This window comes from Rhodococcus sp. 2H158, from assembly GCF_053764755.1.
Window position 1 is genome coordinate 125,945 of sequence record NZ_JBSNCE010000003.1, and the last position, 24,895, is coordinate 150,839.

A 24,895-nucleotide genomic window follows, 5' to 3' on the forward strand; every position below is an offset into this window, starting at 1 on the left:
CGAACAAGACTCCGGAAGGAGCTCACATGACCGTCACATCGGATCAGGCGTCGGCCGGCGCGCCGCTGACACAGGAGGAGACCATCGCGTCCCTCGGTCACTACGGCTACGGCTGGTCGGATTCCGACGCCGCCGGCGCCACGGCCCAGCGAGGCCTGTCCGAGGCGGTCGTGCGCGACATCTCCGCGAAGAAGGACGAGCCCGAGTGGATGCTCGACATCCGCCTCAAGGCGCTGCGCACCTTCGAGAAGAAGCCGATGCCGGTGTGGGGCTCGAACCTGGAGGGCATCGACTTCGACAACATCAAGTACTTCGTGCGCTCCACCGAGAAGCAGGCCGCGAGCTGGGAAGAGCTGCCCGAGGACATCAAGAACACCTACGACCGGCTCGGCATCCCCGAGGCGGAGAAGCAGCGCCTCGTCGCCGGTGTCGCCGCGCAGTACGAGTCGGAGGTGGTCTACCACCAGATCCGTGAGGACCTCGAGTCGCAGGGTGTGATCTTCCTCGACACCGACACCGGCCTGCGCGAGCACCCGGAGATCTTCAAGGAGTACTTCGGGTCGGTCATCCCGGCCGGCGACAACAAGTTCTCCGCGCTGAACACCGCCGTGTGGTCGGGCGGCTCGTTCATCTACGTCCCGCCCGGCGTGCACGTCGACATCCCGCTGCAGGCCTACTTCCGGATCAACACCGAGAACATGGGCCAGTTCGAGCGGACCCTGATCATCGTCGACGAGGGCGCCTCCGTGCACTACGTCGAGGGCTGCACCGCCCCGATCTACAAGTCGGACTCGCTGCACTCGGCGGTGGTGGAGATCATCGTCAAGAAGGGCGGGCACTGCCGCTACACGACCATCCAGAACTGGTCGAACAACGTCTACAACCTCGTCACCAAGCGCACCAAGGTCGAGGCCGGCGGCTCGATGGAGTGGATCGACGGCAACATCGGTTCCAAGGTCACCATGAAGTACCCGGCCGTGTGGATGATGGGTGAGCACGCCCGCGGCGAGGTGCTGTCCGTGGCGTTCGCCGGCGAGGGCCAGCATCAGGACACCGGCGCGAAGATGCTGCACCTGGCGCCGCACACCTCCTCGACCATCGTGTCGAAGTCGGTGGCCCGCGGCGGCGGTCGCGCCTCCTACCGCGGCCTGGTCCAGGTCAACAAGGGCGCCCACGGGTCGAAGTCGACCGTCAAGTGCGATGCGCTGCTCGTCGACCAGATCTCCCGCTCGGATACCTACCCGTACGTCGACATCCGTGAGGACGACGTGACGATGGGCCACGAGGCGACCGTCTCCAAGGTCTCCGACGACCAGCTGTTCTACCTGATGAGCCGCGGACTGACCGAGGACGAGGCGATGGCGATGGTGGTGCGCGGCTTCGTCGAGCCCATCGCCAAGGAACTGCCGATGGAGTACGCGCTCGAGCTCAACCGCCTGATCGAACTGCAGATGGAAGGGGCAGTCGGCTAAATGACTGCGGAAGCGAAGAACACCCCCACCGCCACCGGGGTGCAGGGAGCCGCGCGCTCGGAGAACGCCGCCGGGCCCGCGATCAAGACCGCCCGCGGGCCGGCCGTCAACAAGGGGGAGGTCTTCACGTCGTTCGACGTGAACGCCTTCGAGATCCCCTCCGGTCGCGACGAGGCCTGGCGGTTCACCCCGCTGCGCCGGCTGCGGGGCCTGCACGACGGCACCGCGGTCGCCGACGGCGCCACCACCGTCGAGGTCACACCCGTCGAGGGGGTGCAGGTCGAGACCGTCGGCCGCGACGATGCCCGCCTCGGCCGGGGCGGCGTGCCGGCCGACCGCGTCGCCGCCCAGGCCTACTCGGGCTTCACCACCGCCACCGTCGTTACCGTCGGCCGCGAGGTCGAGGTCACCGAGCCGGTCACGATCACCGTCACCGGCCCCGGGGTGGGGAAGGTCGCGTTCGGGCACCTGCAGGTGCGGCTCGAGCCGTTCGCGTCGGTCACCGTCGTCCTCGACCAGCGCGGTTCCGGCACCTACGCCGAGAACGTCGAGTTCGTCCTCGGCGACAGCTCGCGCCTGAACATCGTCGCCATCCAGGACTGGGCCGACGACGCGGTACACGTCACGGCCCACCACGCCCGCCTCGGCCGCGACGCCGTGCTGCGGCACTTCACCGTCGGCCTCGGCGGTGACCTCGTGCGCGTGTCCCCGACCGTCAGGTACGACGCGCCCGGTGGCGACGCCGAAATGCTCGGTCTGTACTTCGCCGACGCCGGCCAGCACCTCGAGCAGCGCCTGCTCGTGGACCACGCGCAGCCGCACTGCAAGTCCAACGTGGTGTACAAGGGTGCGCTGCAGGGCGATCCGGGCTCCGGCAAGCCGGACGCGCACACCGTGTGGATCGGGGACGTGCTCATCCGCGCCGAGGCCGAGGGCACCGACACCTTCGAGCTGAACCGCAACCTGGTGCTCACCGACGGTGCCCGCGCCGACTCGGTGCCCAACCTCGAGATCGAGACCGGCGAGATCGTCGGCGCCGGTCACGCCAGCGCCACCGGCCGGTTCGACGACGAGCAGCTGTTCTACCTGCGTGCCCGCGGCATCTCCGAGGAGCAGGCGCGCCGGCTGGTGGTTCGCGGGTTCTTCCACGAACTCGTCGAGAAGATCACCGTGCCCGCCGTCCGGGAGCGGCTCGAGGCCGCCATCGAGGCCGAGCTCGCCGCCGTCGGCGCCTGACCCCCACCCGTTCTCCCCATCTTCGCGAAGGAACCGTTACCGACATGTCCCCCGAGCAGAACGTCCTCGAGATCAAGGACCTGCACGTCCGCGTCGCCCAGACCGACGACAACGCCGAGCCGATCAACATCCTCAAGGGCGTGAACCTCACCGTCCGGTCCGGGGAGACGCACGCCATCATGGGCCCCAACGGGTCGGGCAAGTCCACCCTGTCGTACGCCATCGCCGGCCACCCCAAGTACGAGGTGACCTCCGGGTCGATCACCCTCAACGGCGAGGACGTGCTCGCGATGAGCGTGGACGAGCGGGCCCGCGCCGGCCTGTTCCTGGCCATGCAGTACCCCGTCGAGGTTCCGGGCGTGTCCATGTCGAACTTCCTGCGCACCGCCGCGACCGCGGTCCGCGGCGAGGCGCCGAAGCTGCGGCACTGGGTCAAGGAGGTCAAGTCGGCGATGACCGAACTCGACATCGACCCGGCGTTCGGTGACCGCTCCGTCAACGAGGGCTTCTCCGGTGGCGAGAAGAAGCGTCACGAGATCCTGCAGCTGGGCCTGCTCGCGCCGAAGATCGCCATCCTCGACGAGACCGACTCCGGCCTCGACGTCGACGCCCTGCGCGTGGTGTCCGAGGGCGTCAACCGCTACCAGGAACGCGAGCACGGCGGCGTGCTGCTGATCACCCACTACACCCGCATTCTGCGCTACATCAAGCCGCAGTTCGTGCACGTGTTCGTCGGCGGCCGCGTCGTCGAGTCCGGCGGCCCGGAGCTGGCCGAGGAACTCGAGACCAACGGTTACGTGCGCTTCACCCAGGCCGCCGCCGCGGCCGCGGGTGCCGACAAGTAAGGAGCAGTGAGCCGATGACGGTGCAGGTGCCCACGGTGGACGTCGCCCGGATCCGGGCCGACTTCCCGATCCTCGGGCGCACGGTGCGCGACGGAAAGCCCCTGGTCTACCTCGACTCCGGGGCCACCTCGCAGCGCCCGACGCAGGTCCTCGACGCCGAACGCGCGTTCCTGACCACCTGCAACGCGGCCGTGCACCGGGGAGCGCACGAGCTGTCCGAGGAGGCCACCGACGCCTACGAGGGCGCCCGCGCCGTGATCGCCGACTTCGTCGGCGCGGATCCCGACGAGGTGGTGTTCACCAAGAACGCCACCGAATCGCTCAACCTCGTCGCCTACGCCTTCGCCGACGCCCGGTTCCCGCGGCGCCTCGGGCCCGGCGACGAGATCGTCGTCACCGAACTCGAACACCACGCCAACCTGGTGCCCTGGCAGGAACTCGCCCGGCGCACCGGCGCGACGCTGCGCTGGTTCGGCGTGACCGACGACGGCCGCATCGACGTCGACTCCCTCGAACTCACCGACCGGGTCAAGGTCGTCGCCTTCACCCACCAGTCCAACGTCACCGGGGCCGTGGCGCCGGTCGAGGAGCTGGTACGGCGCGCGAAGGCCGTCGACGCGATCGTCGTGCTCGACGCCTGCCAGTCCGTGCCGCACATGAGCGTGGACTTCCACGCGCTCGGCGTCGACTTCGCCGCGTTCTCCGGCCACAAGATGCTCGGCCCCTCCGGCGTCGGCGTCCTCTACGGCCGCCGTGAGCTGCTCGCCGACGTGCCGCCGTTCATCACCGGCGGCTCGATGATCGAAACCGTCACCATGGAGGCATCGACGTTCGCGCCGCCGCCGCAGCGCTTCGAGGCAGGCTCGCCGATGTCGTCGCAGGCCGTCGGTCTCGGCGCCGCGGTGCGGTACCTGCAGCAGATCGGCATGGACGCCGTCGCCGCGCACGAGCACGAGCTCACCGCGGCGGCCCTCGCCGAACTCGGCGGCATCGACGGCGTGCGGATCGTCGGCCCCACCACGGCCGAGCAGCGCGGCGGGGCCGTGTCGTTCGTCGTCGACGGCATCCACGCGCACGATCTCGGGCAGATCCTCGACGACGAGGGCGTCGAAATCCGCGTCGGGCACCACTGCGCGTGGCCGCTGCACCGCCGCTTCGGGGTCGCAGCGACCGCCCGCGCCTCCTTCGCCGTGTACAACACGCTCGACGAGGTGGCCGCGCTCGGCGCGGCGATCCGCCGGGCCCAGGACTTCTTCGGAGCGCGCTGATGCGGATGGAGCAGATGTACCAGGAGGTCATCCTGGACCACTACAAGCACCCGCACCACCGGGGTCTGCGCGAGCCCTACGGCGCGGAAGTGCACCACGTGAACCCCACGTGCGGCGACGAGGTGACGCTGCGGGTGCATCTCGCCGACGACGGCACCGTCGCGGACGTCTCCTACGACGGGCAGGGCTGCTCGATCAGCCAGGCGTCCACCTCGGTGCTCACCGACCAGGTGATCGGGGTGCCGCTGGACCGGGCCCTGGCCACCGTCGACGCGTTCGCGGAGATGGTCGGCAGCCGCGGGACCGTCGAGGGCGACGAGGACGTACTCGGCGACGGCATCGCCTTCGCCGGCGTCTCGAAGTACCCGGCGCGCGTGAAGTGCGCGCTGCTGGGCTGGATGGCCTTCAAGGACGCCGTCGTGCAGATCGCAGACGGCACCGCTGTCGCAGACAGCATCCACAACACCGCTGTCGGAGACAGCATCGCACCCGTAGCCAGCGGAGGACAGAACTGATGACCGAACCCGTGACCCCGGCGGACGAGACCACCGCCGCAGCCCCGGACGCGGCCCCCACCCTCGACCCCGAGCGGTTCGAGGAGCTCGAGGAGGCGATGCGCGACGTCGTCGATCCCGAGCTCGGAATCAACGTCGTCGACCTGGGCCTGGTGTACGGCATCACCGAGGACGACGAGGCCGTCACCATCGACATGACGCTCACGTCGGCGGCGTGCCCGCTGACCGATGTGATCGAGGACCAGTCCCGCAACGCTCTCGTCCGCAGCGGCCTGTGCGACGAGCTGCGCATCAACTGGGTGTGGATGCCGCCGTGGGGGCCGGACAAGATCACCGAGGACGGCCGCGAGCAGCTGCGCGCGCTCGGCTTCACCGTCTGACGCGGCCGGTGACCCGGCCCAGCCCCCAGGCGCCTCCGGATCCGGGGGCCGGCAGCCCCCCGGATCCGATCACCGCCCTCGAACACGAGTTCATGGCGCTGATGCGCCGCGGCCGGGCACAGATGGGGGAGCGGGCCCGCGCCGTCCACCCCCGGCTGGATCCGGCGTGTTACCCGCTGCTGGTGCTGCTCGGCCGCGCCGACGCGGTGGCGATGTCGGAGCTGCTCGCGGATCTCGCCATCGAGAAGTCGACGTTGACGCGGCGCATCGACGCCGCCGCCCGGCTCGGCCTGGTCGAGCGGACGACGGACCCGCAGGACGCGCGGGCGCGGCTCGTCGCGCTCACCCCGGAAGGCCGGGAGCGGTTGACCGCGCTGCAGCGCGAGCAGACGGCGCGGTGGCGTCGCCGGCTGTCCGCATGGGACCCGGCCGACGTGGAGCAGCTGACGGCGCTCCTGCGCCGCCTCGGCGACGGCCTGGACTGAGATGCGGTGCCGGCCGCGGCCGGCACCCCACCCCGACACCTGAGGCCCCGGCCGGTGCCGAGGCCTCAGGCCCGCTTGCGCGCGGTGGACTTCTTCGCGGGGGCCTTCTCGGTGCTCTTCTTCGCCGCCGTCTTCTTCGCGGTGGACTTCTCGGCCGCGGTTTTCCTCGCCGGCGTCTTCTTCGCGGCGCTCTTCCTGGCGGGTGTCTTCTTTGCCGCCGAGCTCCGGGCGGGCGCGGCCGCGCCCGACTCGTCGCCGGCCGCGGCGGCGTCCACGCTGCGCTGCAGCGCAGCAACCAGGTCCAGCACCTCGGCGTCCTCGGCGGCGGGTTCCCCCGCCGGGGTCACCGGCAGCACCTTCTCGCCGCCCCGGGCGATGATGTCGTCGATCAGCGACCGCAGCTCGACCTGGTACTCGTCGGTGAACTCGTCCGGGCGGAAGTCGTCGGCCATCGACTCGACGAGCATCTCCGCCATCGCCAGTTCCTTCTGCTTCGGCGGCTCCGCGTCGTCGAGCCCCGGGAACGCCACCGACCGCACCTCGTCCGGCCACAGCAGGGTCTGCAGCACGAGCACGCCGTCGCGGTTGCGCAGCGCCGCCAGCCGGGTGCGCTGCCGCAGCGTGAAGTGCACCAGTGCGGTGCGATCGGTCTGCGTGAGCGTCTCGGCCAGCAGCGTGTACGCCTTCGGCGACGACGAGTCCGGCTCGAGGTAGTACGACTTCTCGAACAGGATCGGGTCGATCTGCTCGGTCGGGACGAACTGCAGCACCGGGATCTCGTGCTTCTCCGCGACGGGCAGCTTGTCGAAGTCCTCGTCGGTGAGCACGACCCGCACGCCCTCGTCGGAGTCGTAGGCCTTGTCGATCTCGGGGTAGGGCACCGACTCGCCGCACTCGGTGCAGACCCGGTCGTACTTGATCCGCCCGCCGTCCTTCGCATGCACCTGGTGGAACCGGATGTCGTGGCTGTCCGTGGCCGAATACACCTTCACCGGCACGTTCACCAGCCCGAACGCGATGGAACCCTTCCAGATCGAACGCATGGTTCCATCATGATCGAGATCGGCGCCCGCCGCGCGGAACCGGGCGAACTCCTCACCACAGGGCGCGCAGCATCGCCCCACGCAACGCCGGCGAACCCGTCGCGAACATCCGGGTCATCGCTGCCACTGTCCCGCCGAGGTCGGTGCGGCCCGACAGGTAGGAGCGCTGGCGTTCCGGTGGCAGCGTGAAGAACCCCGCGAAGAACGCCGGGGTCTGTTCCGGGCGTAATCCCAGCAGCACCCGCAGCCCCGAGGCGCGCAGCTGCGCGACCGCCCGCGCGGACGGGGACCACAACGCCGCCGTGGCGCTGCGGCCCCCGGCGAGCGCGTGCGCCACCGGATCGGCCGCCGCCAGCGACGCCGCCACCGCGTAGCCGGTGCCCGGGTGCATCAGCCCGCCGCGGGCGCCGAACCGGGCCACCCCGCGCGCCGACCCCGGCGGGGGTTGCACGGCAAACCGCACCCGCTCCACCGGCTCCGTCCCGGCCAGCGTGACCCCGCGCGCGGCGAGCCGTGCCTCGAGGCGGCGCCGCAACTCGGCGAGCGGAATGGCGGGCCGCCCCACCAGGCAGGTCTCCTCCAGCAGCACCCGGCCGCCGCCGAGCGGCACCGCGTACAGGAACGACGGCGCATCCCCGGAACGGGTGCGGTTGTCGCGCCGCCAGTCCATGAACCATGCGGCGCGGCCCTCCAGCACGGGTGCGGCGGTCGCGGTGTCGACCATCACGCCGAAGGCGGTCTGCTGGGCGCGGGAGCGGTCGGCGGGCACCCCGCGCGCGTCGATCACACTCCGGGCCCGCAGCACCGTACCGTCCGCGAGGGTGACGCGATCCGGGGCGACGACGTCCACCCGGCCGGCCCGTACCCGCGCCGGCTCCAGCGCCAGGCTTCGCTGCAGTGCCGACGCATCGAACACACCGTAGGGGCGCTCGATCCGGTGTGGCCGCACCGTCCACGCCGCCGGCTCGTCCACCCGCGCCGCGAGCACCGAGGCGGGCAGCCACGACGGCAGCTCGTCGAGCCACGCCGCATACGTCGCAGTCCACGGCCGATCCGGCTGCGGGTCCACGGCCAGCACGTCGAGACCCGCGGCGGCCGCCCGGTGCGCCACCGCACGCCCCGCCGGCCCGAGCCCGACGATCAGCACCTCCGCGTCGATCACCCGCTACATCGCTCCCGTCGCCAGCAGTCCACCGTCCACCCGCACAGTCTCCCCGGTGATCCAGCCGGCTGCATCGGAGACCAGGAACGCGACCAGCTCGCCGACGTCCTCGGGTGTGCCGAGGCGGCCCATCGGGTATCGGGCGGCGGCGGTGTCCTCACCGCCGGCGACGAGCGCGGCCGCGAACCTCGTCTGCACCACCCCGGGCGCGACCGCGTTGACGCGCACGCCCGGCCCCAGCTGCCAGGCCAGCTCCTCGGTCAGCCGGATCAGCGCCGCCTTCGACGCCCCGTACGCGGCGATCACGCCGGTCGAGCGCAGGCCCGCCACGCTCGCGACGTTGATTACGGAACCGCCGTGCTCGGCCATCCACGCGCGGTAGGCCTGCTGCACGAATCCCAGCGCGGCGACGACGTTGACGTCGAAGATCTTGCGGACGGCGTCCAGGTCGGCGTCCATCAACGCCCCGTAGACGGGGTTGATGCCGGTGTTGTTGATCAGGATGTCGAGCCCGCCGAGCTCGGCGACGGTGCGGCGCACCGCCTCGGCGCGGGCGTCGGCGTCCCCGGCGTTACCGGGCAGCTCGAGCACCTGCCCGCCGTGCCCGAGGGCGCGCAGCTCGCCGGCGGCCTCGGCGAGCGGCTCGGCGTTTCGGGCCGTGAGGGCCACGCTCGCGCCGCGGGCGAGCAGCGCCGCGGCGATCGCCTTGCCGATCCCGCGGCTCGCACCGGTGACCAGCGCCGCGCGGCCCGTGAGGTCGGAGCCGGGGGAGGTGTCGGGGGAAGTCGTCATGCCGGCGAACGTAGCGCATCTCACCCCGGCATCCCGGGGTGGACACGGTAAAATGAATGGTTCGTGCGCCTGCCCCTGCGGCATCATGGGCAGCCAATCCGAGTCGTCCCCGAGGAGCCTCACGCGTGATCACCGCCACCGATCTGGAAGTCCGCGCCGGCGTGCGGACGCTGCTCTCGGCGCCGGGCCCGGCGCTGCGGGTGCAGCCCGGCGACCGGATCGGGCTGGTCGGGCGCAACGGTGCCGGCAAGACCACCACCCTGCGCATCCTCGCGGGGGAGGGCGAGCCGTACGCGGGCGCCGTCGTCCGCTCCGGCGACCTCGGCTACCTGCCGCAGGATCCGCGCGAGGGCAACCTGGACGTCCTGGCCAAGGACCGCGTGCTCTCCGCCCGCGGCCTCGACGAGATCCTGCGCGCGATGGAGAAGCAGCAGGCCGTCATGGCCGAGGCCGTCGACGAGAACGTGCGTGACCGGGCGGTACGCAAGTACGGGTCGCTCGAGGAACGCTTCTCGGCCCTCGGCGGGTACGAGGCCGAGTCCGAGGCCGCCCGGATCTGCACCAGCCTCGGACTGCCGGACCGGGTCCTGGGCCAGCCCCTGCGCACCCTGTCCGGTGGTCAGCGCCGCCGCGTCGAACTCGCCCGCATCCTGTTCGCGGCCTCCGACGGCTCCGGCAAGTCCACCACCACCCTGCTGCTCGACGAGCCCACCAACCACCTCGACGCCGACTCGATCACCTGGCTGCGCGGATTCCTGCAGAACCACGACGGCGGCCTGGTCGTCATCAGCCACGACGTGGACCTGCTCGCCGACGTCGTGAACAAGGTGTGGTTCCTCGACGCGGTGCGCGGCGAGGCCGACATCTACAACATGGGCTGGAAGAAGTACCTCGACGCGCGGGCCACCGACGAGGCGCGCCGTCGCCGCGAACGCGCCAACGCCGAGAAGAAGGCGTCCGCGCTGCGGCAGCAGGCGGCCAAGCTCGGTGCAAAGGCCACCAAGGCCGTCGCGGCGCAGAACATGGCCAAGCGCGCCGACAAGCTGCTCGCCGAGCTCGACGAGGTGCGGGTGGCCGACAAGGTGGCCAAGATCCGGTTCCCGGAGCCGGCGCCGTGCGGCAAGACCCCCCTCATGGCCGAGAGCCTGACGAAGGTGTACGGCTCGCTGGAGATCTTCACCGGTGTGGACCTGGCGATCGACCGGGGCAGCCGCGTCGTCGTGCTCGGTCTCAACGGTGCCGGCAAGACCACGCTGCTGCGCCTGCTCGCGGGGGTGGAGACCCCGGACGCGGGCCGGCTGGCGCCCGGCCACGGCCTGAAGATCGGCTACTTCGCCCAGGAGCACGACACCCTCGACGACGACGCGACGGTGTGGGAGAACATCCGGCACGCGGCGCCGGACGCGGGGGAGCAGGACCTGCGGGGGCTGCTCGGGGCGTTCATGTTCACCGGCCCGCAGCTCGACCAGCCGGCCGGGACGCTGTCCGGCGGTGAGAAGACCCGGCTGGCGCTGGCCGGACTGGTGTCGTCCGCGGCGAACGTGCTGTTGCTCGACGAGCCGACCAACAACCTGGATCCGGTCTCCCGGGAGCAGGTGCTCGACGCGCTGCGCAGCTACGCCGGTGCGGTCGTGCTGGTCACCCACGATCCCGGCGCGGCCGAGGCGCTCGATCCGGAGCGGGTGATCCTGCTGCCGGACGGCTCCGAGGACCACTGGTCGCAGGAGTACCTGGAGCTGATCCAGCTGGCGTGAGGTCCGGCCCTGCGTGACCGTGCGCGGGAGTACCCGGAGCCGATCCCGCCGGCCCGGGGTGCGGCTGCGGCCCGGACCTGCGCGATTCCTCCCGGCACCCCGCCCCGTCCACTAGCCTGGAAGCGGGGCCTTGCCGAGCCGACGGGAGGATCCGATGGCACGCAAATCCGGGCACGCCGGGAATGTACTGACCAAGGGCACACGGGTCACGGGGGAATCGCGTGACCGTCTCCAGGCAGAACTGAAACGCCGCTACGAGGCCGGGGCGAGCATCCGGACGCTGGCGCAGGAGACGGGCCGTTCCTACGGGTTCGTGCACAACGTGCTCGTGGAGTCCCATGTGGCGCTGCGTGGCCGGGGCGGACCGAACCGGCGGAGCGCGGCGCGCGCCTCGACCTGAGCGGGTCAGCCGGCGGCGGTCCGTCGCACGGACTCCTCGACCAGGTCCAGTACCGCCGACAGTTCGCTGTCGGCGGTGCCCGAGGCGAGCCGCGCGATGAGGCCGTCGAGGACCAGGTCCAGGTAGCTGAGCACCACCTCGGTCGGCACGTCGTCGCGCAGCCGGCCGGCCTCGCGTTGCCGCTCGAGCCGGCCCACCGTCGCCTTGGTCAGCTCGGCGGAGTGCTGCGTCCACGCCTTCGCGAAGTCCGGGTCGGTGCGCAGGCGCCGGGTGATCTCCAGTCGGGTGCCGAGCCAGTCGAACTGTTCCGGTGAGGCGAGCATGTCCCGCATCACCTGCACGAGACCCTGCTCGGCGGCGACGTCGGCCATCCGCGCCGCATCCTCCTGGGCCAGCGCCAGGAACAGCCCGTCCTTGTCCTTGAAGTGATGGAAGATCGCGCCGCGGGACAGTCCCGTGGCGTCCTCCAGACGGCGCACCGTGGCGCCGTCGTAGCCGAACTCGGCGAAGCACCGTCGCGCGCCGGCGAGGATCTGACTCCGGCGCGCGGCGAGGTGGTCCTCACTGACCTTGGGCACCGCGAACGTCCTTTCGGGGAAGAGACGGCGGGCCCGAGACGAGACGTCCCGAGCCCGCCGCCGGTGCACTGCGTGTGCGGTGAACCGATCTCGGACGTCAGCCCTTGATCATGTTGCGCAGCACGTACTGCAGGATGCCGCCGTTGCGGTAGTAGTCCGCCTCACCGGGGGTGTCGATCCGCACGACCGCGTCGAAGACGACCTTCTCGCCGTTCTCACGGGTCGCGGTGACCTTGACGGTCTTCGGGGTGACGCCCTCGTTGAGCTTCTCGATGCCCTCGATGTCGTAGACCTCGGTGCCGTTCAGCTTCAGCGAGGCGGCCGACTCGCCGGCGGGGAACTGCAGCGGGACGACGCCCATGCCGATGAGGTTGGAGCGGTGGATCCGCTCGAACGACTCGGTGATGACGGCCTTGACGCCGAGCAGGCTGGTGCCCTTGGCGGCCCAGTCCCGCGAGGAACCGGAGCCGTACTCCTTGCCGCCCAGCACGACCAGCGGGATGCCGGCGTTCTGGTAGTTCTGCGACGCGTCGTAGATGAACGCCTGCGGGCCGCCGTCCTGCGTGAAGTCGCGGGTGTAGCCGCCCGAGACGTCGTCGAGGAGCTGGTTGCGCAGCCGGATGTTCGCGAACGTGCCGCGGATCATCACCTCGTGGTTGCCGCGCCGCGAGCCGTAGGAGTTGAAGTCCTTGCGCTCGACACCGTTGGCCTCGAGGTACTGCGCGGCCGGGGTGCCCGCCTTGATGTTGCCGGCGGGGGAGATGTGGTCGGTGGTGACCGAATCGCCGAGCAGCGCGAGCACCCGCGCCCCCTTGATGTCCGTGACCGGAGCCGGGGTCTTGGGCATGCCCTCGAAGTACGGGGGCTTACGCACGTAGGTGGACTGGGGATCCCACTCGAAGGTCTTGCCCTCCGGGGTGGGCAGGCCACGCCAGCGCTCGTCGCCCTTGAACACGTCCGCGTAGCCCTTGACGTACATCTCCTGGCTGATCGCGGAGCCGATGGTGTCCTGGATCTCCTGGGCGGAGGGCCAGATGTCCTTCAGGAACACGTCGTTGCCGTCGGCATCCTGGCCGAGGGCGTCGTGCTCGAAGTCGAAGTCCATCGTGCCGGCGAGGGCGTAGGCGATGACCAGCGGCGGGGACGCCAGGTAGTTCATCTTCACGTCGGGGGAGATGCGACCCTCGAAGTTGCGGTTGCCGGAGAGCACCGCGGTGGCCGTCAGGTCGTTGTCGTTGATGGCCTTGCTGATCGCCTCGTCCAGCGGGCCGGAGTTGCCGATGCAGGTGGCGCAGCCGTAGCCGACGAGGTAGAAGCCGAGCTTCTCGAGGTACGGCCACAGGCCGGCCTTCTCGTAGTAGTCGGTGACGACCTGCGAGCCGGGTGCCATGGAGGTCTTGACCCACGGCTTGGCCGACAGGCCCTTCTCGACGGCATTGCGGGCGAGCAGCGCGGCGCCGAGCATCACGGACGGGTTCGAGGTGTTGGTGCACGAGGTGATGGAGGCGATCACGACGGCGCCGTGGTCGAGGACGAACTCGCCCTTCTCCTCGGAGACGACCTTGACCGGCTTGGTCGGCCGGCCCTCGGAGCCGTTCGCGGCCGACTGCACGTCCACTGCACCGTCGTCGGCGAAGGACAGGGCGACCGGGTCGGACGCCGGGAAGGACTCCTCGACGGCCTCGTCGAGCTGGGTGTGGTCGGCCGGGTGGTGCTCCTCCACGTAGTTGTGGATGTCCTTGCGGAAGGCGCTCTTCGACTCCGACAGCAGGATCCGGTCCTGCGGGCGCTTCGGGCCGGCGATGGACGGAACCACGTCACCGAGGTCGAGCTCGAGGTACTCGGAGTACTGCGGCTCGACATCCGCGTCGTGCCACAGGCCCTGCTCCTTGGCGTAGGCCTCGACGAGGGCGAGCTGCTCGTCGCTGCGGCCGGTCAGGCGCAGGTAGTTCACGGTCTCCTCGTCGATCGGGAAGATCGCCGCGGTGGAGCCGAACTCGGGGCTCATGTTGCCCAGGGTGGCGCGGTTGGCCAGCGGCACCTCGGCGACGCCCTTGCCGTAGAACTCGACGAACTTGCCGACGACACCGTGCTTGCGCAGCATCTCGGTGACGGTGAGGACCACGTCGGTGGCGGTCACGCCCGGCTTGATCTCACCGGTGAGCTTGAAGCCGACCACGCGCGGGATGAGCATGGAGACCGGCTGGCCGAGCATCGCGGCCTCGGCCTCGATGCCGCCGACGCCCCAGCCGAGCACGCCCAGGCCGTTGACCATGGTGGTGTGCGAGTCGGTGCCGACGCAGGTGTCGGGGTAGGCCTGGCCGTTCCGGACCATGACGGTGCGCGCGAGGTGCTCGATGTTGACCTGGTGCACGATGCCGGTGCCGGGCGGGACGACCTTGAAGTCGTCGAAGGCGCCCTGGCCCCAGCGCAGGAACTGGTAGCGCTCCCCGTTGCGCTGGTACTCGATGTCGACGTTGCGCTCGAAGGCGTCGGCGCGGCCGGCGACGTCGATGATCACGGAGTGGTCGATGACCATCTCGGCGGGGGCCAGCGGGTTGACCTTGTTCGGGTCGCCGCCGAGGGTCTCGACGGCCTCGCGCATCGTGGCGAGGTCGACGATGCAGGGCACGCCGGTGAAGTCCTGCATGATCACGCGGGCGGGCGTGAACTGGATCTCGACGCTCGGCTCGGCCGACGGATCCCAGCTCGCGATGGCGCGGATGTGATCGGCGGTGATGTTCGCACCGTCTTCGGTGCGCAGCAGGTTCTCGGCGAGAACCTTAAGTGCGTAAGGGAGTTTCTCGGCGCCCGGAACGGCCGAGAGGCGGAAGATCTCGTACGAGTTCTCTCCGACCTCCAGCGTCCCCTTGGCGCCGAACGAATCAATACTGGTGCTCACGTCAGCTCCACTCGTCGATGAGGCTCGCCGCCGACGGGGCTGTGTCGACGGCCGAAGCGAGGCCCCGGAGCCGAGCCGGGCCGCAGAACAGGGCCGGACGGCGTCGGAGGCGTCTCGCGGCAAGTCTAACAGTACGCTTGTCCTGTGAACCGATGGGACACAACCGCCGATCCGGCGTCCGGCCGCCGCCGCGGCGCCGTCGCGTAGGGTACGAACGGCGCCGCACGAGCGGCGGCCGTCGAGCCCCACGGAGAGAGATGTCTGCGCCCCTGTCACGTGTCCTGACACCGTCGGCCACCGACCTCCCCCCGGGTGTCTCGCTCGAGCAGGTCCTCGCCGATCTCGCCGACGACCAGGTCTCGGCACCCCCGGACCGCGTCGACGACCTGGTCGCCGTCGTCGAACGCGCGCAGCAGCACGGCATCGACCTGAGCATCGTCGTGCTCGACCGCGATCCCCGGCTCGACTCGCAACTGCGCGACCTCGCGACCGACGTCGCCGGCGCGGACGGCGGCACCGTGCTCGTGCTGAGCCCCGGCTGGGTCGGCGCCCACAGCGACAGCATCGACCGGGTGCTCCTCGAGTCCGCGCAGGACCGTACCTACACCGGCGATCCGGTCGTCTCGGCGGCCAACTTCGTCGACGCACTCACCGAGCCCGCCCCGCCCTGGACGCTGCTGACGGTGCTGCTGCTGCTCGTGGTCGCGGGCGCGGCGGGGGCCACGTACCTCGCCAAGGCGGTCCGTCGCCGCGGCGACACCGGCGCGGCGGAGACGGTCGCTGCCGACCGGCCCGCCCGCTGACCGGACCGCGCCGGGAAATTTCCCGGCCGCCACTGTGGCCGTCGTCACAGTTCAGGGCGTTGACAGAGGTCGAATTACCCTTCTGTTATTTGTGACTGGAGTTTCCTCGGGGTGCAAAGTGTCGTACGGTGCACTTGGCGCTCTTGGGGAAGGGGTGTCACACATACCCGGGGTCGGGTCGCGGTGCGAACCGTGAGGCGACGCCGGTCTGCCGAGCGGTGCAACCGCGGCCTCGTCCGCGGTGGATCGCTGCTGCGGCGACCCCTTTCCAGGTTGCGCTCGGGTGCGTCCCGCCGGCGCGACCGAGGGAGGGCGATGTGAGGCGTAGCGGTATACGGCAGGCGATGTCCCGACAGCCGTCGCGGACGCCCCGAAGACGCCGACTGTCCCGCACGACCCGACTGGTTCTCGGTCTCGGCCTGGCTGCCTCCCTGATCGCGGGCACCGCCGCGTCCGCCGGCGCGGTGCCGCCCCCGCCGCCGAATCCCAGCGACGCCGATCTCGCGGCCGCCGGGGTGGCCGTCGCCGCCGGGGTGGACCAGGTGGGCGGCCTCATCCTCCGGATCGCCACCGCCGACCAGCAACTCGCCGAACTCGAGAATCAGGTCGCGGTCAAGCGGGAGAACGTCAACCGTGCCCTCGTGGACCTGCAGTCCGCCCGCGACGCCGCCGACGCCGCCGCCCACGCGGTCGCCCTGTCGCAGCAGGCGCTGAAGGACGCGGGCACCCGGATCCGGCAGGCGCAGCAGGACTTCGACGCGTTCGCCCGCGACAGCTACGTCCAGGGCACCAATGTCGCCTCCCTCGCCTCGTTCATCGGCTCCACCGGTCCCGACGACCTGCTCGACCGCGCCCAGATCATGCGCCTGCTCTCCGCGGGCCGGACCGTCGTCCTCGACGCCCTCGAACGCGCCCGCACCGAGCAGGCCAACCGGGACTCGCGGGCGCGGGCCAGCAAGCAGGAGGCGGACGCCGCCGCCGCCGCGGCGGAGGAACGCCGGGCCGCCGCCGAGGCGGCCATCGCCGAGGCGCGCACCGCGCTGGCCGCGCAGACGGCCGAGAAGCAACGCATCGAACAGGACCGCGCGCAGGCGCAGGCCGAACTCGACCGGGCCCGCGGCACCGTCACCGGACTCGCGGGCCAGCGCGTGCAGTACGCGGAGTGGGATCGGCAGCGGCAGGCCGAGGAGGCCGCGGCGGCCGCGGCCGAGACCGCCGCCCGGCAGGCGGCGGCCGACGCCGCCCGGCGCGTCGCCGCCGACGCCGACGCCCGCGCCCGCGCTGCCGAACTGGCCAACGGGCAGCGGCCCCACACCCAGATCGACGGCTACGTGCGGCCCCGGCCCGCGGCCGCCGAATCCGCCGAGTCCGAGGTCGGATTCGAGTCGCCGCTGCCACCCACCTCCGACGCGACCACCACCCGGCCGGGCCGCCCCACGCCCGAGCAGGACGGGTCGGGCACCGACGATCCGGGCACCGGCGATTCGGGCACCGACGGCCCCGGGGACGGCACCGACGGATCGGGCGACTCGTCGACCGACGGCACCGACGAGTCCGACTCCGAGGACTCGACGATCCCCGACCGCGCCGACCCGGTCGAGGAGGAGGGCACCACCACGTCTCCGCCGACCCGCAGCCGGCCCAGGACCACTCCCAAGCCGGGCTCGACCCTCAGCGGCACCGCCGCCGTCGAAACGGTGATCGACCGGGCAATGTCGCAGATGGGGGTGCCCTACGCCTGGGGTGGTGGCGACGAGAACGGTCCGACCCTCGGCATCCGCGACGGCGGCGTCGCCGACAGCTACGGGGACTACAACAAGGTCGGCTTCGACTGTTCCGGGCTGATGATCTACGCATTCGCCGGGATCGGGATCTCGCTGCCGCACTACACCGGCTACCAGTACACCGCGGGCGAGCAGGTGCCGTCGGCCGAGATGCGCCGCGGCGACATGATCTTCTACGGCCCGAACGCCAGCCAGCACGTGGGCCTCTACCTGGGCGACGGGCAGATGATCGAAGCGCCGCAGTCGGGTTCGCACGTGAAGATCTCACCGGTACGCTGGGACGGCATGACCCCGTACGTGGTACGGATGGTGTCCTGAGGCACCGCTTCGGCCCGGCCGGAGGCGGGCTCGCTCGACACCGGTGACCGCGGGCGTCGGCTCGGCGACGGCGGGGGCGTCCGGCACCTGGAATAGTGGTGTGGGTAGGTGACTTCGAGCAGGAACGACCTAGGCGAAAGCGGTGGATTCTTGGTGACCTCACGCGAGGGTGGCACGTCGGGCACGGCAACGTCGGACGCGAAGACCGCCACGGCGGCCGCGGCCGCCCCGGCCGGGGACACGGCACGCACGTCGGACCAGACACACGATGTGCGCCTGCTCGAGCAGGCGATCTACGAGGTCAAACGGGTGATCGTCGGTCAGGACCGGCTCGTCGAGCGGATGCTCGTCGGCGTCCTCGCCCGCGGCCACGTGCTGCTCGAAGGTGTTCCCGGCGTGGCCAAGACCCTCGCGGTCGAGACGTTCGCGAAGGTCGTCGGCGGCTCGTTCTCCCGCGTGCAGTTCACCCCCGACCTGGTGCCGACCGACCTCGTCGGCACCCGCATCTACCGGCAGGGCCGCGAAGCGTTCGACACCGAACTCGGGCCCGTCGTGGCGAACTTCGTGCTCGCCGACGAGATCAACCGGGCCCCGGCGAAGGTGCAATCCGCGCTGCTCGAGGTGATGGCCGAACGGCACGTCACGATCGGCGGCAGGACCTTCCCCATGCCCGACCCGTTCCTGGTGATGGCCACCCAGAACCCGATCGAGAACGAGGGCGTGTATCCGCTGCCGGAGGCACAGCGCGACCGGTTCCTGTTCAAGGTTCTCGTCGACTACCCCACGGTCGAGGAGGAACGCGAGATCGTCTACCGCATGGGGGTGGCCGCACCCGAACCCAAGCAGGTCCTCGACAGCGACGAGCTGATCCGCCTGCAGCAGGTCGCCAACGGCGTGTTCGTCCACCACGCCCTCGTCGACTACGTGGTGCGCGTCATCTTCGCCACCCGCGCCCCCGGCGAGATCGGCCTGACCGAGGTCGACGGGTGGATCGCCTACGGGGCCTCCCCGCGGGCGACCCTCGGCATCATCTCCGCCGCGCGCGCCCTGGCGCTGCTGCGCGGTCGCGACTACGTCGTGCCGCAGGACGTCGTCGACATCATCCCGGACGTGCTGCGGCACCGGCTGGTGCTGTCCTACGACGCCCTCGCCGACGACGTCACCCCCGACCAGATCATCGCCCGCATCCTGCAGACCGTCGGCATGCCGCAGGTCGCTCCGCAGGCCAACCCGCCCGCCCCGGTCCCGGTCGGGGCCGCGGCCGCGCCGGCGGCAGGCGTGACCGGGCCGGAGGCGGGTGCGGGGCAGCGGTGAGCCGACGCCCCCCGGTGACCCCGCCGACCTTCCGTTCCGGCGAGCTGCGTGACCCCGCCCTCACGGCGGCGCTGCGGACCCTCGAGCTGACCGTGCGGCGCCGCCTCGACGGGGTGCTGCACGGCGACCACCTCGGGCTCATTCCGGGACCCGGCTCGGAGCCCGGCGACGCCCGCGAGTACCAGCCCGGCGACGACGTGCGGCAGATGGACTGGTCCGTCACCGCCCGCACCACCCACCCGCACGTGCGGCAGACCGTCGCCGACCGCGAACTCGAGACCTGGCTGGCCATCGACCTCTCGCCCAGCCTCGACTTCGGTACCGGGGTCTGCGAGAAACGGGACCTCGCCGTGGCCGCCGCCGCCGCGGTCGGGTACCTCGCCGGCGGCGGCGGCAACCGGATCGGCGCCGTCGTGAGCACCGGGGCGCGCACCCACCGCGTGCCCGCCCGCGGCGGCCAGCTGCACACGCAGGCGATGCTCCGCTCGATCGCGACGACCCCGCACGCCCCCGACGGCACCCGCGGGGACCTGCGCGGGCTGATCGAGTCGCTGCGCCGCCCGCAGCGCCGCCGCGGCCTGGCCGTCGTCGTCAGCGACTTCCTCGGCCCCATCGACTGGGAACGCTCGCTGCGCGCCCTGTCCGGCCGGCACGACCTGCTCGCGGTGGAAGTCCTCGACCGCCGCGACCTCGAACTGCCCGACCTCGGCGACGTCGTGCTGCACGACCCCGAGACCGGGCACACCCGCGAGTTCACCACCAGCGAGCAGCTGCGCGCCGACTACGCCCGCGCCGCCGCCGAGCACCGCGCCGCCGTGCGCAAGGCCGTCCGCGGCTGCGGCGCCCCGCTGCTGAGCCTGCGCACCGACCGCAACTGGATCGACGACGTGGTCCGGTTCGTCGCCGCCCGCCGCCACAGCTTCGGCGCCCCGGTGAAGGGGGGCCGGTGAGCATCTCCGACTTCACCGCGCCGTGGTGGTTGCTGTTCCTGCTCGTCGTCGGGGCCCTCGCCGCCGGATACGTGGCGGTGCAACGCCGCCGGATGCGGCACACGCTGCGGTTCACCAACCTCGAGCTGCTCGAGAAGGTCGCCCCCCAGCGGCCCGGCCGCAGCCGGCACGTCCCGGTCGCGTTGCTGCTGGCCGGGCTGGCGCTGCTCACCGTCGCCGCTGCCGGGCCCACCGCCGAGCAGCGGGTCCCGCGCAACCGCGCCACCGTCGTCCTGGTGATCGACGTGTCGCTGTCGATGCAGGCCACCGACGTCGAGCCCACTCGCCTCGCCGCCGCGCAGGCGGCCGCCAAGTCGTTCGCCGACGACCTGACTCCCGGCATCAACCTCGGCCTGGTGGCGTTCTCCGGCACCGCGTCGGTGCTCGTCTCGCCGACCACCAACCGGGAGGCCACCAAGACCGCGATCGACAACCTGCAGCTGAGCGAGCGCACCGCCACCGGCGAGGCGATCTTCACGGCCCTGCAGTCCGTCGACACCCTCGCCGCGGTGCTCGGCGGCGGCGACCAGGCACCCCCGGCGCGGATCGTGCTGCTCTCGGACGGCAAGCAGACCGTCCCGGAGAGCCCCGACGACCCGCGCGGCGGATTCACCGCCGCCCGGCAGGCCGCGGACAAGGACGTGCCCGTCTCGACCATCTCCTTCGGCACCGAGTACGGCACCGTCACGATCGAGGACGAGCGCATCCCGGTGCCGGTGGACGACCCGTCCCTGAAGGAGATCGCCAACCTCTCCGGCGGCACCTTCTTCACCGCGTCGAACCTGCAGGAACTCGAGGACGCCTACAACACCCTCGAGGAACAGATCGGGTACGAGACCACCCGCGGTGACGCCAGCCGCCCGTGGCTGATCCTCGGTGTCCTCGCCGTCGCCGGGGGTGTCGCCGCCGCCCTGCTGCTGCGCCAACGCCTGCCCTGACCTGCGCCGCGGCCCGCGCGCCCGCCGCCGCGGGCGCCTTGTTACCGACCCGTACCGCCACCAGATAGGGTTTGACCCCATGACTGACGCAAGCAGCCCCGCCGGATCGCCGCGCCCCGCGGCCACCCCCCGCTCGGTTCTCGTCACCGGTGGCAACCGCGGCATCGGCCTCGCCGTCGCGCGCCGCCTGCAGGCGGACGGCCACAAGGTCGCCGTCACCCACCGCGGCTCCGGCGCCCCGGACGGACTGTTCGGCGTCCGGTGCGATGTCACCGACAGCGAGTCCGTCGACGCCGCGTTCAAGGAGGTCGAAGAGCACCAGGGTCCCGTCGAGGTCCTGGTCGCGAACGCCGGCATCACCGACGACACGCTGCTGATGCGGATGACCGAGGACCAGTTCGCGAAGGTCATCGACGCCAACCTCACCGGTGCGTTCCGGTGCGCGAAGCGCGCCAACCGCGCGATGCTGCGGGGGCGCTGGGGCCGGATGATCTTCCTCGGCTCGGTCGTCGGCATGGCCGGTCAGGCGGGGCAGATCAACTACGCGTCCTCGAAGGCCGGCGTCATCGGCCTGGCCCGCTCGGTGACCCGCGAACTCGGCTCGCGTTCGATCACGGCGAATGTCGTCGCGCCCGGTTTCATCGAGACGGACATGACCGCCGAACTCTCCGACGACGTCCGCGACACCGCGAAGAAGTTCATCCCGCTGCAGCGTCTCGGCAAGCCCGAGGACGTCGCCGCGGTCGTGAGCTTCCTCGCGTCCGACGACTCCGCCTACGTCTCCGGCGCGGTCATCCCCGTCGACGGCGGCCTCGGCATGGGCCACTGACGCCGGCACGCACGCCACCACATCCGAAACTCACTGGAGGACCGACACACTCATGGGCGGACTGCTCGAGGGCAAGACCATTCTCGTCACCGGCATCATCACCGACGCCTCCATCGCCTTCCACACCGCGAAGGTCGCGCAGGAACAGGGCGCGAAGGTCGTCGTCACCGGCTTCGACCGGCTGCGCCTGATCGATCGCATCGCGCAGCGGCTGCCGCAGCCGGTGCCCCCGGCCCTCGAACTCGACGTGCAGAACACCGACCACCTCGACACCCTCGCCGACCGGGTGCGCGCGCTCGCCCCCGAGGGCCTCGACGGCGTCGTGCACTCCATCGGCTTCGCCCCCCGCTCCTGCCTGGGCAGCCCGTTCCTCGACGCGCCGTGGACCGACGTCGCCGTCGCCCTCGAGGTCTCCGCCTACTCCTACGCCGCGCTCGCCAAGGCCCTGCTGCCCGTCCTCAACGACGGCGCCTCCCTGGTCGGCATGGACTTCGACCCCGCCCGCGCCGTCCCGTTCTACAACTGGATGGGCGTGTCCAAGGCCACCCTCGAGTCCGTCAACCGCTACGTCGCCAAGGAGGTCGGCGGCCGCGGCATCCGCTCCAACCTCGTCGCCGCCGGCCCGATCAAGACCCTCGCCGCCAAGGCCATCGCCGGCGACGCCACCGGACCCGGCGCCGAGATGAACCGGCTCAACGAGGGCTGGTCCGCGGCGGCCCCGATCGGCTGGGACGTCGATGACCCGACGCCCGTCGCGAAGACCGTGTGCACGGTGCTGTCCGACTGGCTGCCCGGCACCACCGGGTCGATCGTCTACGTCGACGGGGGATTCCATTCCCAGGTCGGCTTCGGTGCCGGCGCCTAGGGTCGAGCCATGACCCGCACCTCCGAGCCGTACGACGCACTGCTGGTGCTCTCGTTCGGCGGTCCGGAAGGGCCGGACGACGTGCGCCCGTTCCTCGAGAATGTCACCCGGGGCCGCGGCGTGCCGCCCGAACGCCTCGACGAGGTCGCCGAGCACTACCTGCACTTCGGGGGTGTCTCGCCGATCAACGCCCTCAACCGCGACCTCATCGCGCGTCTCGAGGCGGACTTCGCCGCCGCCGGGCTGGACCTGCCGATCTACTTCGGCAACCGCAACTGGCACCCGATGATCGAGGACACCGTCGCGGCCATGCGCGACGACGGGGTGCGCAGCGCGCTGGTGTTCCCCACCTCGGCGTGGGGGGGCTATTCGGGGTGCCGGCAGTACCACGAGGACATCGCCCGCGCCCGCGCCGCCGTCGGCGACGACGCACCCGTGCTGACCAAGCTGCGGCACTTCTACGATCACCCGCTGTTCCTCGACGCCGTCGCCGACGCGGTCGCCGCGGCGCGGGCACAGCTGCCCGCCGACCGTCGCGACGCGGCGCGCCTGGTGTTCACCGCCCACTCGGTGCCCACCGCCGCCGACGCCACCGGCGGCCCACCCGGGCTGGGCGGGCACCTGTACAGCCGGCAGGTTGCCGAGGCGGCCCGCCTGGTGGCCACCGCCGCCGGCAGCGCCGACCACGATCTGGTGTGGCAGTCCCGATCCGGGCCGCCGCAGGTGCCGTGGCTCGAGCCGGACATCGTCGACCACCTCGAGGCCCTGCACGCGCGCGGCGTCGACGCGGTTGTCGTCGTGCCGGTCGGCTTCGTCTCCGACCACCTCGAAGTCGTCTGGGACCTCGACACCGAAGCCCGCGACCGGGCCACGGAACTCGGCATGGCGTTCGCCCGCGCCGCCACCGCCGGCCCCGACCCGCGGTTCGTGCAGATGGTGCGCGAGCTGGTGCGCGAACACCTCGACGGCGCCGCCCCCCTGCGGCGCGGCACCCAGCCGCTGCTGGGCGTCGGCTGCAACGGCGTGCTGTGTGCACCGGAATGCTGCCGGCCACCGGCACGGCCCCGCCGCTGACCGGGCGGGCTCAGCCCACCACCCCGGGCCGGGGTGGGAGGACGAGGACGCCGGCCTCTCCGAGCTCGGCGTCGAGGTCTCCGGTGCCGTGAGCGCCGTGCTGATCGTGGCCGGGCTCTGGCAGTTCGACCTGCGGCAGTGCGGGGCGCTCGCCGGGTTCGCGGTGTCGCTGCTGCTGCTGATCGTGGTGCGGGTGGCGATCCGGACGGCGAAGACCGCCGTCGCGCCGCCGGCAGTCCCGCGCGGCGTGTCCGCGGCATCGGGTCAGGCGTGATGTCCCGCCCGGACCGCGGCCGCCACCGCCCCGAGCCGGGCGGCCCGCACCGCGGCCCACAGCGGACGCAGCGCCTCCTCCCGCGCGGCGTGCCCGGTGGCCGAGGCGGCGCTCGGTTCCACACCGCGGCCGGCGACCGTGAGGATGGCCGCGACCTGATCGGCCGAGTCGAGGATGCGGGCCGCGCGCCCCGGCATCGACTCCGGATACCGGTGCCGAGCATGTTCGGCGACCTCGGCCGCGATCTGCTCCCGGGGGTCGGCGGTGCGGCCGTCCGCGCCGACGGTCAGCACCCGGCCCACCCTCGCCGCGGCGTCCCGCACCGCCTCGCGCATGGCGAACTCGGCCTCCCCGAGGCCGGGCTCGGCGGGCGGCTCGGGCACCGCCGGGACCGCGAACAGCGTCCAGCGCAGCACGTCCGGCCCCTCCACCGAGGGGACGAAGCCGAGACCGGGGGTCCCGGGTGCGCCGGCGAGCACCGCCTCGCCGGCCGCGACCGCGGCGCGCGCCAGCTCGGTGCCCGGCGGCAGGCCCCGCACGTCGCCGGGCACGGGCAGCACCAGCCGGATCCCGTCCACGCCGGCCGGATCGGCCCGGCGCAGCGCGGACAGCAGCACGGCGGCGCCGTCCACGGGCGAATGCTCGGGCACGGCGGAGAAGTCGGCGGCGGGCTCGTCGCGGGAGACCACCAGATGCATCGGCGCCCAGGCGTGCAGGGCGTCGATGACGTCGTCCGGTGCGGCGTGCCCGGCCAACCAGGAACCGGCCCACACCGTCAGGGTCTGACCGGGTGAACTCACGGTTTCCGAGCATAGGCGCCGTCCCGGCGACGGGGCCACGGCCGGTCGGCGTGCCCTCCCGCCGCTGCGGCCGCG

At 71.8% G+C, this 24,895-nt stretch carries 24 protein-coding genes; 18 read left to right on the plus strand and 6 right to left on the minus strand.

All coding sequences use genetic code 11. From position 1 onward, the window contains the following. The first annotated feature begins 26 nt into the window (after nucleotides 1–26). The 7 genes from sufB to ACWPOB_RS04045 all read left to right on the plus strand — a co-directional run bounded on the left by sufB (nucleotide 27) and on the right by ACWPOB_RS04045 (nucleotide 6,201). Nucleotides 27–1,472 carry a Fe-S cluster assembly protein SufB gene (sufB, locus tag ACWPOB_RS04015; RefSeq protein WP_006939262.1) on the plus strand — a complete coding sequence of 482 codons (1,446 nt, stop codon included), beginning with the start codon at nucleotides 27–29 and terminating at the stop codon, nucleotides 1,470–1,472. Beyond that, on the plus strand, nucleotides 1,473–2,708 hold the full coding sequence (gene sufD / locus ACWPOB_RS04020; RefSeq protein ID WP_100057857.1) for a Fe-S cluster assembly protein SufD: 1,236 nt from the start codon (nucleotides 1,473–1,475) through the stop codon (nucleotides 2,706–2,708). It begins immediately after the preceding gene. A 44-nt stretch (nucleotides 2,709–2,752) separates the two neighbouring features. Then, nucleotides 2,753–3,553 (plus strand): Fe-S cluster assembly ATPase SufC, encoded by an 801-nt coding sequence (gene sufC, locus ACWPOB_RS04025; RefSeq protein WP_100057858.1) that lies wholly within the window; start codon nucleotides 2,753–2,755, stop codon nucleotides 3,551–3,553. Between the two features lie 14 nt (nucleotides 3,554–3,567). Continuing rightward, on the plus strand, nucleotides 3,568–4,821 hold the full coding sequence (locus tag ACWPOB_RS04030; RefSeq protein WP_455399971.1) for a cysteine desulfurase: 1,254 nt from the start codon (nucleotides 3,568–3,570) through the stop codon (nucleotides 4,819–4,821). After that, nucleotides 4,821–5,336, plus strand: coding sequence for a Fe-S cluster assembly sulfur transfer protein SufU (gene sufU, locus ACWPOB_RS04035; protein WP_100057859.1), 516 nt, complete (start codon nucleotides 4,821–4,823; stop codon nucleotides 5,334–5,336). The genes ACWPOB_RS04030 and sufU overlap by 1 nt, the downstream gene beginning before the upstream one ends. Beyond that, on the plus strand, nucleotides 5,336–5,716 hold the full coding sequence (locus ACWPOB_RS04040; RefSeq protein ID WP_006939268.1) for a metal-sulfur cluster assembly factor: 381 nt from the start codon (nucleotides 5,336–5,338) through the stop codon (nucleotides 5,714–5,716). The genes sufU and ACWPOB_RS04040 overlap by 1 nt, the downstream gene beginning before the upstream one ends. A gap of 92 nt (nucleotides 5,717–5,808) precedes the next feature. Further along, nucleotides 5,809–6,201 (plus strand): MarR family winged helix-turn-helix transcriptional regulator, encoded by a 393-nt coding sequence (locus ACWPOB_RS04045; RefSeq protein ID WP_044476102.1) that lies wholly within the window; start codon nucleotides 5,809–5,811, stop codon nucleotides 6,199–6,201. A gap of 65 nt (nucleotides 6,202–6,266) precedes the next feature. On the opposite strand, the gene ku is transcribed toward ACWPOB_RS04045, so the two are convergent. The 3 genes from ku to ACWPOB_RS04060 are packed head-to-tail and all read right to left on the minus strand — an operon-like array spanning nucleotide 6,267 to nucleotide 9,198. Next, nucleotides 6,267–7,244: a non-homologous end joining protein Ku gene (gene ku / locus ACWPOB_RS04050; RefSeq protein WP_100059130.1), complete on the minus strand. Its 978-nt coding sequence runs from the start codon at nucleotides 7,242–7,244 to the stop codon at nucleotides 6,267–6,269. A gap of 52 nt (nucleotides 7,245–7,296) precedes the next feature. Further along, a complete protein-coding gene (locus ACWPOB_RS04055) occupies nucleotides 7,297–8,406 on the minus strand; it encodes a lycopene cyclase family protein (RefSeq protein WP_455399972.1) in 1,110 nt (369 codons plus the stop codon). 3 nt (nucleotides 8,407–8,409) lie between these two features. Next, the gene (locus ACWPOB_RS04060) at nucleotides 8,410–9,198 is read right to left on the minus strand and encodes an SDR family oxidoreductase (RefSeq protein WP_455399973.1); all 789 of its coding nucleotides are present in this window, start codon (nucleotides 9,196–9,198) and stop codon (nucleotides 8,410–8,412) included. Between the two features lie 125 nt (nucleotides 9,199–9,323). Between ACWPOB_RS04060 and ACWPOB_RS04065 the strand changes: the two genes are divergently transcribed. Further along, entirely contained in the window at nucleotides 9,324–10,952 is a 1,629-nt protein-coding gene (locus ACWPOB_RS04065; protein ID WP_006939277.1) for an ABC-F family ATP-binding cassette domain-containing protein, read from the plus strand. A gap of 154 nt (nucleotides 10,953–11,106) precedes the next feature. Beyond that, entirely contained in the window at nucleotides 11,107–11,352 is a 246-nt protein-coding gene (locus ACWPOB_RS04070; RefSeq protein ID WP_006939279.1) for a helix-turn-helix domain-containing protein, read from the plus strand. Nucleotides 11,353–11,357: 5 nt separating this feature from the next. On the opposite strand, the gene ACWPOB_RS04075 is transcribed toward ACWPOB_RS04070, so the two are convergent. Together ACWPOB_RS04075 and acnA are read right to left on the minus strand one after the other, a co-directional pair. After that, nucleotides 11,358–11,930 carry a TetR/AcrR family transcriptional regulator gene (locus ACWPOB_RS04075; protein ID WP_006939281.1) on the minus strand — a complete coding sequence of 191 codons (573 nt, stop codon included), beginning with the start codon at nucleotides 11,928–11,930 and terminating at the stop codon, nucleotides 11,358–11,360. 97 nt (nucleotides 11,931–12,027) lie between these two features. Next, nucleotides 12,028–14,832, minus strand: coding sequence for an aconitate hydratase AcnA (gene acnA / locus ACWPOB_RS04080; RefSeq protein WP_455399974.1), 2,805 nt, complete (start codon nucleotides 14,830–14,832; stop codon nucleotides 12,028–12,030). A gap of 257 nt (nucleotides 14,833–15,089) precedes the next feature. Here acnA and ACWPOB_RS04085 point away from each other — a divergent pair, with 257 nt between their 5' ends. From ACWPOB_RS04085 to ACWPOB_RS04125, 9 genes are all read left to right on the plus strand, one after another. Then, complete coding sequence (locus ACWPOB_RS04085) at nucleotides 15,090–15,635, plus strand: Rv1476 family membrane protein (RefSeq protein WP_100057649.1); 546 nt, start codon at nucleotides 15,090–15,092, stop codon at nucleotides 15,633–15,635. 344 nt (nucleotides 15,636–15,979) lie between these two features. Further along, a complete protein-coding gene (locus ACWPOB_RS04090) occupies nucleotides 15,980–17,737 on the plus strand; it encodes an NlpC/P60 family protein (RefSeq protein WP_455399975.1) in 1,758 nt (585 codons plus the stop codon). A 153-nt stretch (nucleotides 17,738–17,890) separates the two neighbouring features. Beyond that, nucleotides 17,891–19,051, plus strand: coding sequence for an AAA family ATPase (locus tag ACWPOB_RS04095; RefSeq protein WP_455399976.1), 1,161 nt, complete (start codon nucleotides 17,891–17,893; stop codon nucleotides 19,049–19,051). Then, on the plus strand, nucleotides 19,048–20,001 hold the full coding sequence (locus ACWPOB_RS04100; protein ID WP_029543665.1) for a DUF58 domain-containing protein: 954 nt from the start codon (nucleotides 19,048–19,050) through the stop codon (nucleotides 19,999–20,001). The genes ACWPOB_RS04095 and ACWPOB_RS04100 overlap by 4 nt, the downstream gene beginning before the upstream one ends. Next, the gene (locus ACWPOB_RS04105; protein ID WP_100059205.1) at nucleotides 19,998–20,978 is read left to right on the plus strand and encodes a VWA domain-containing protein; all 981 of its coding nucleotides are present in this window, start codon (nucleotides 19,998–20,000) and stop codon (nucleotides 20,976–20,978) included. The genes ACWPOB_RS04100 and ACWPOB_RS04105 overlap by 4 nt, the downstream gene beginning before the upstream one ends. A 79-nt stretch (nucleotides 20,979–21,057) precedes the next feature. Further along, entirely contained in the window at nucleotides 21,058–21,807 is a 750-nt protein-coding gene (fabG1, locus tag ACWPOB_RS04110) for a 3-oxoacyl-ACP reductase FabG1 (protein ID WP_100058916.1), read from the plus strand. Between the two features lie 52 nt (nucleotides 21,808–21,859). Beyond that, a complete protein-coding gene (inhA, locus tag ACWPOB_RS04115; protein ID WP_100058915.1) occupies nucleotides 21,860–22,672 on the plus strand; it encodes an NADH-dependent enoyl-ACP reductase InhA in 813 nt (270 codons plus the stop codon). 9 nt (nucleotides 22,673–22,681) lie between these two features. Further along, nucleotides 22,682–23,746, plus strand: coding sequence for a ferrochelatase (locus tag ACWPOB_RS04120; protein ID WP_455399977.1), 1,065 nt, complete (start codon nucleotides 22,682–22,684; stop codon nucleotides 23,744–23,746). Nucleotides 23,747–23,834: 88 nt separating this feature from the next. Next, a complete protein-coding gene (locus tag ACWPOB_RS04125) occupies nucleotides 23,835–24,020 on the plus strand; it encodes a hypothetical protein (protein ID WP_455399978.1) in 186 nt (61 codons plus the stop codon). Here ACWPOB_RS04125 and ACWPOB_RS04130 read toward each other — a convergent pair. Then, nucleotides 24,011–24,820, minus strand: coding sequence for a hypothetical protein (locus ACWPOB_RS04130; RefSeq protein WP_455399979.1), 810 nt, complete (start codon nucleotides 24,818–24,820; stop codon nucleotides 24,011–24,013). The genes ACWPOB_RS04125 and ACWPOB_RS04130 overlap by 10 nt on opposite strands. Nucleotides 24,821–24,895 lie beyond the last annotated feature (75 nt).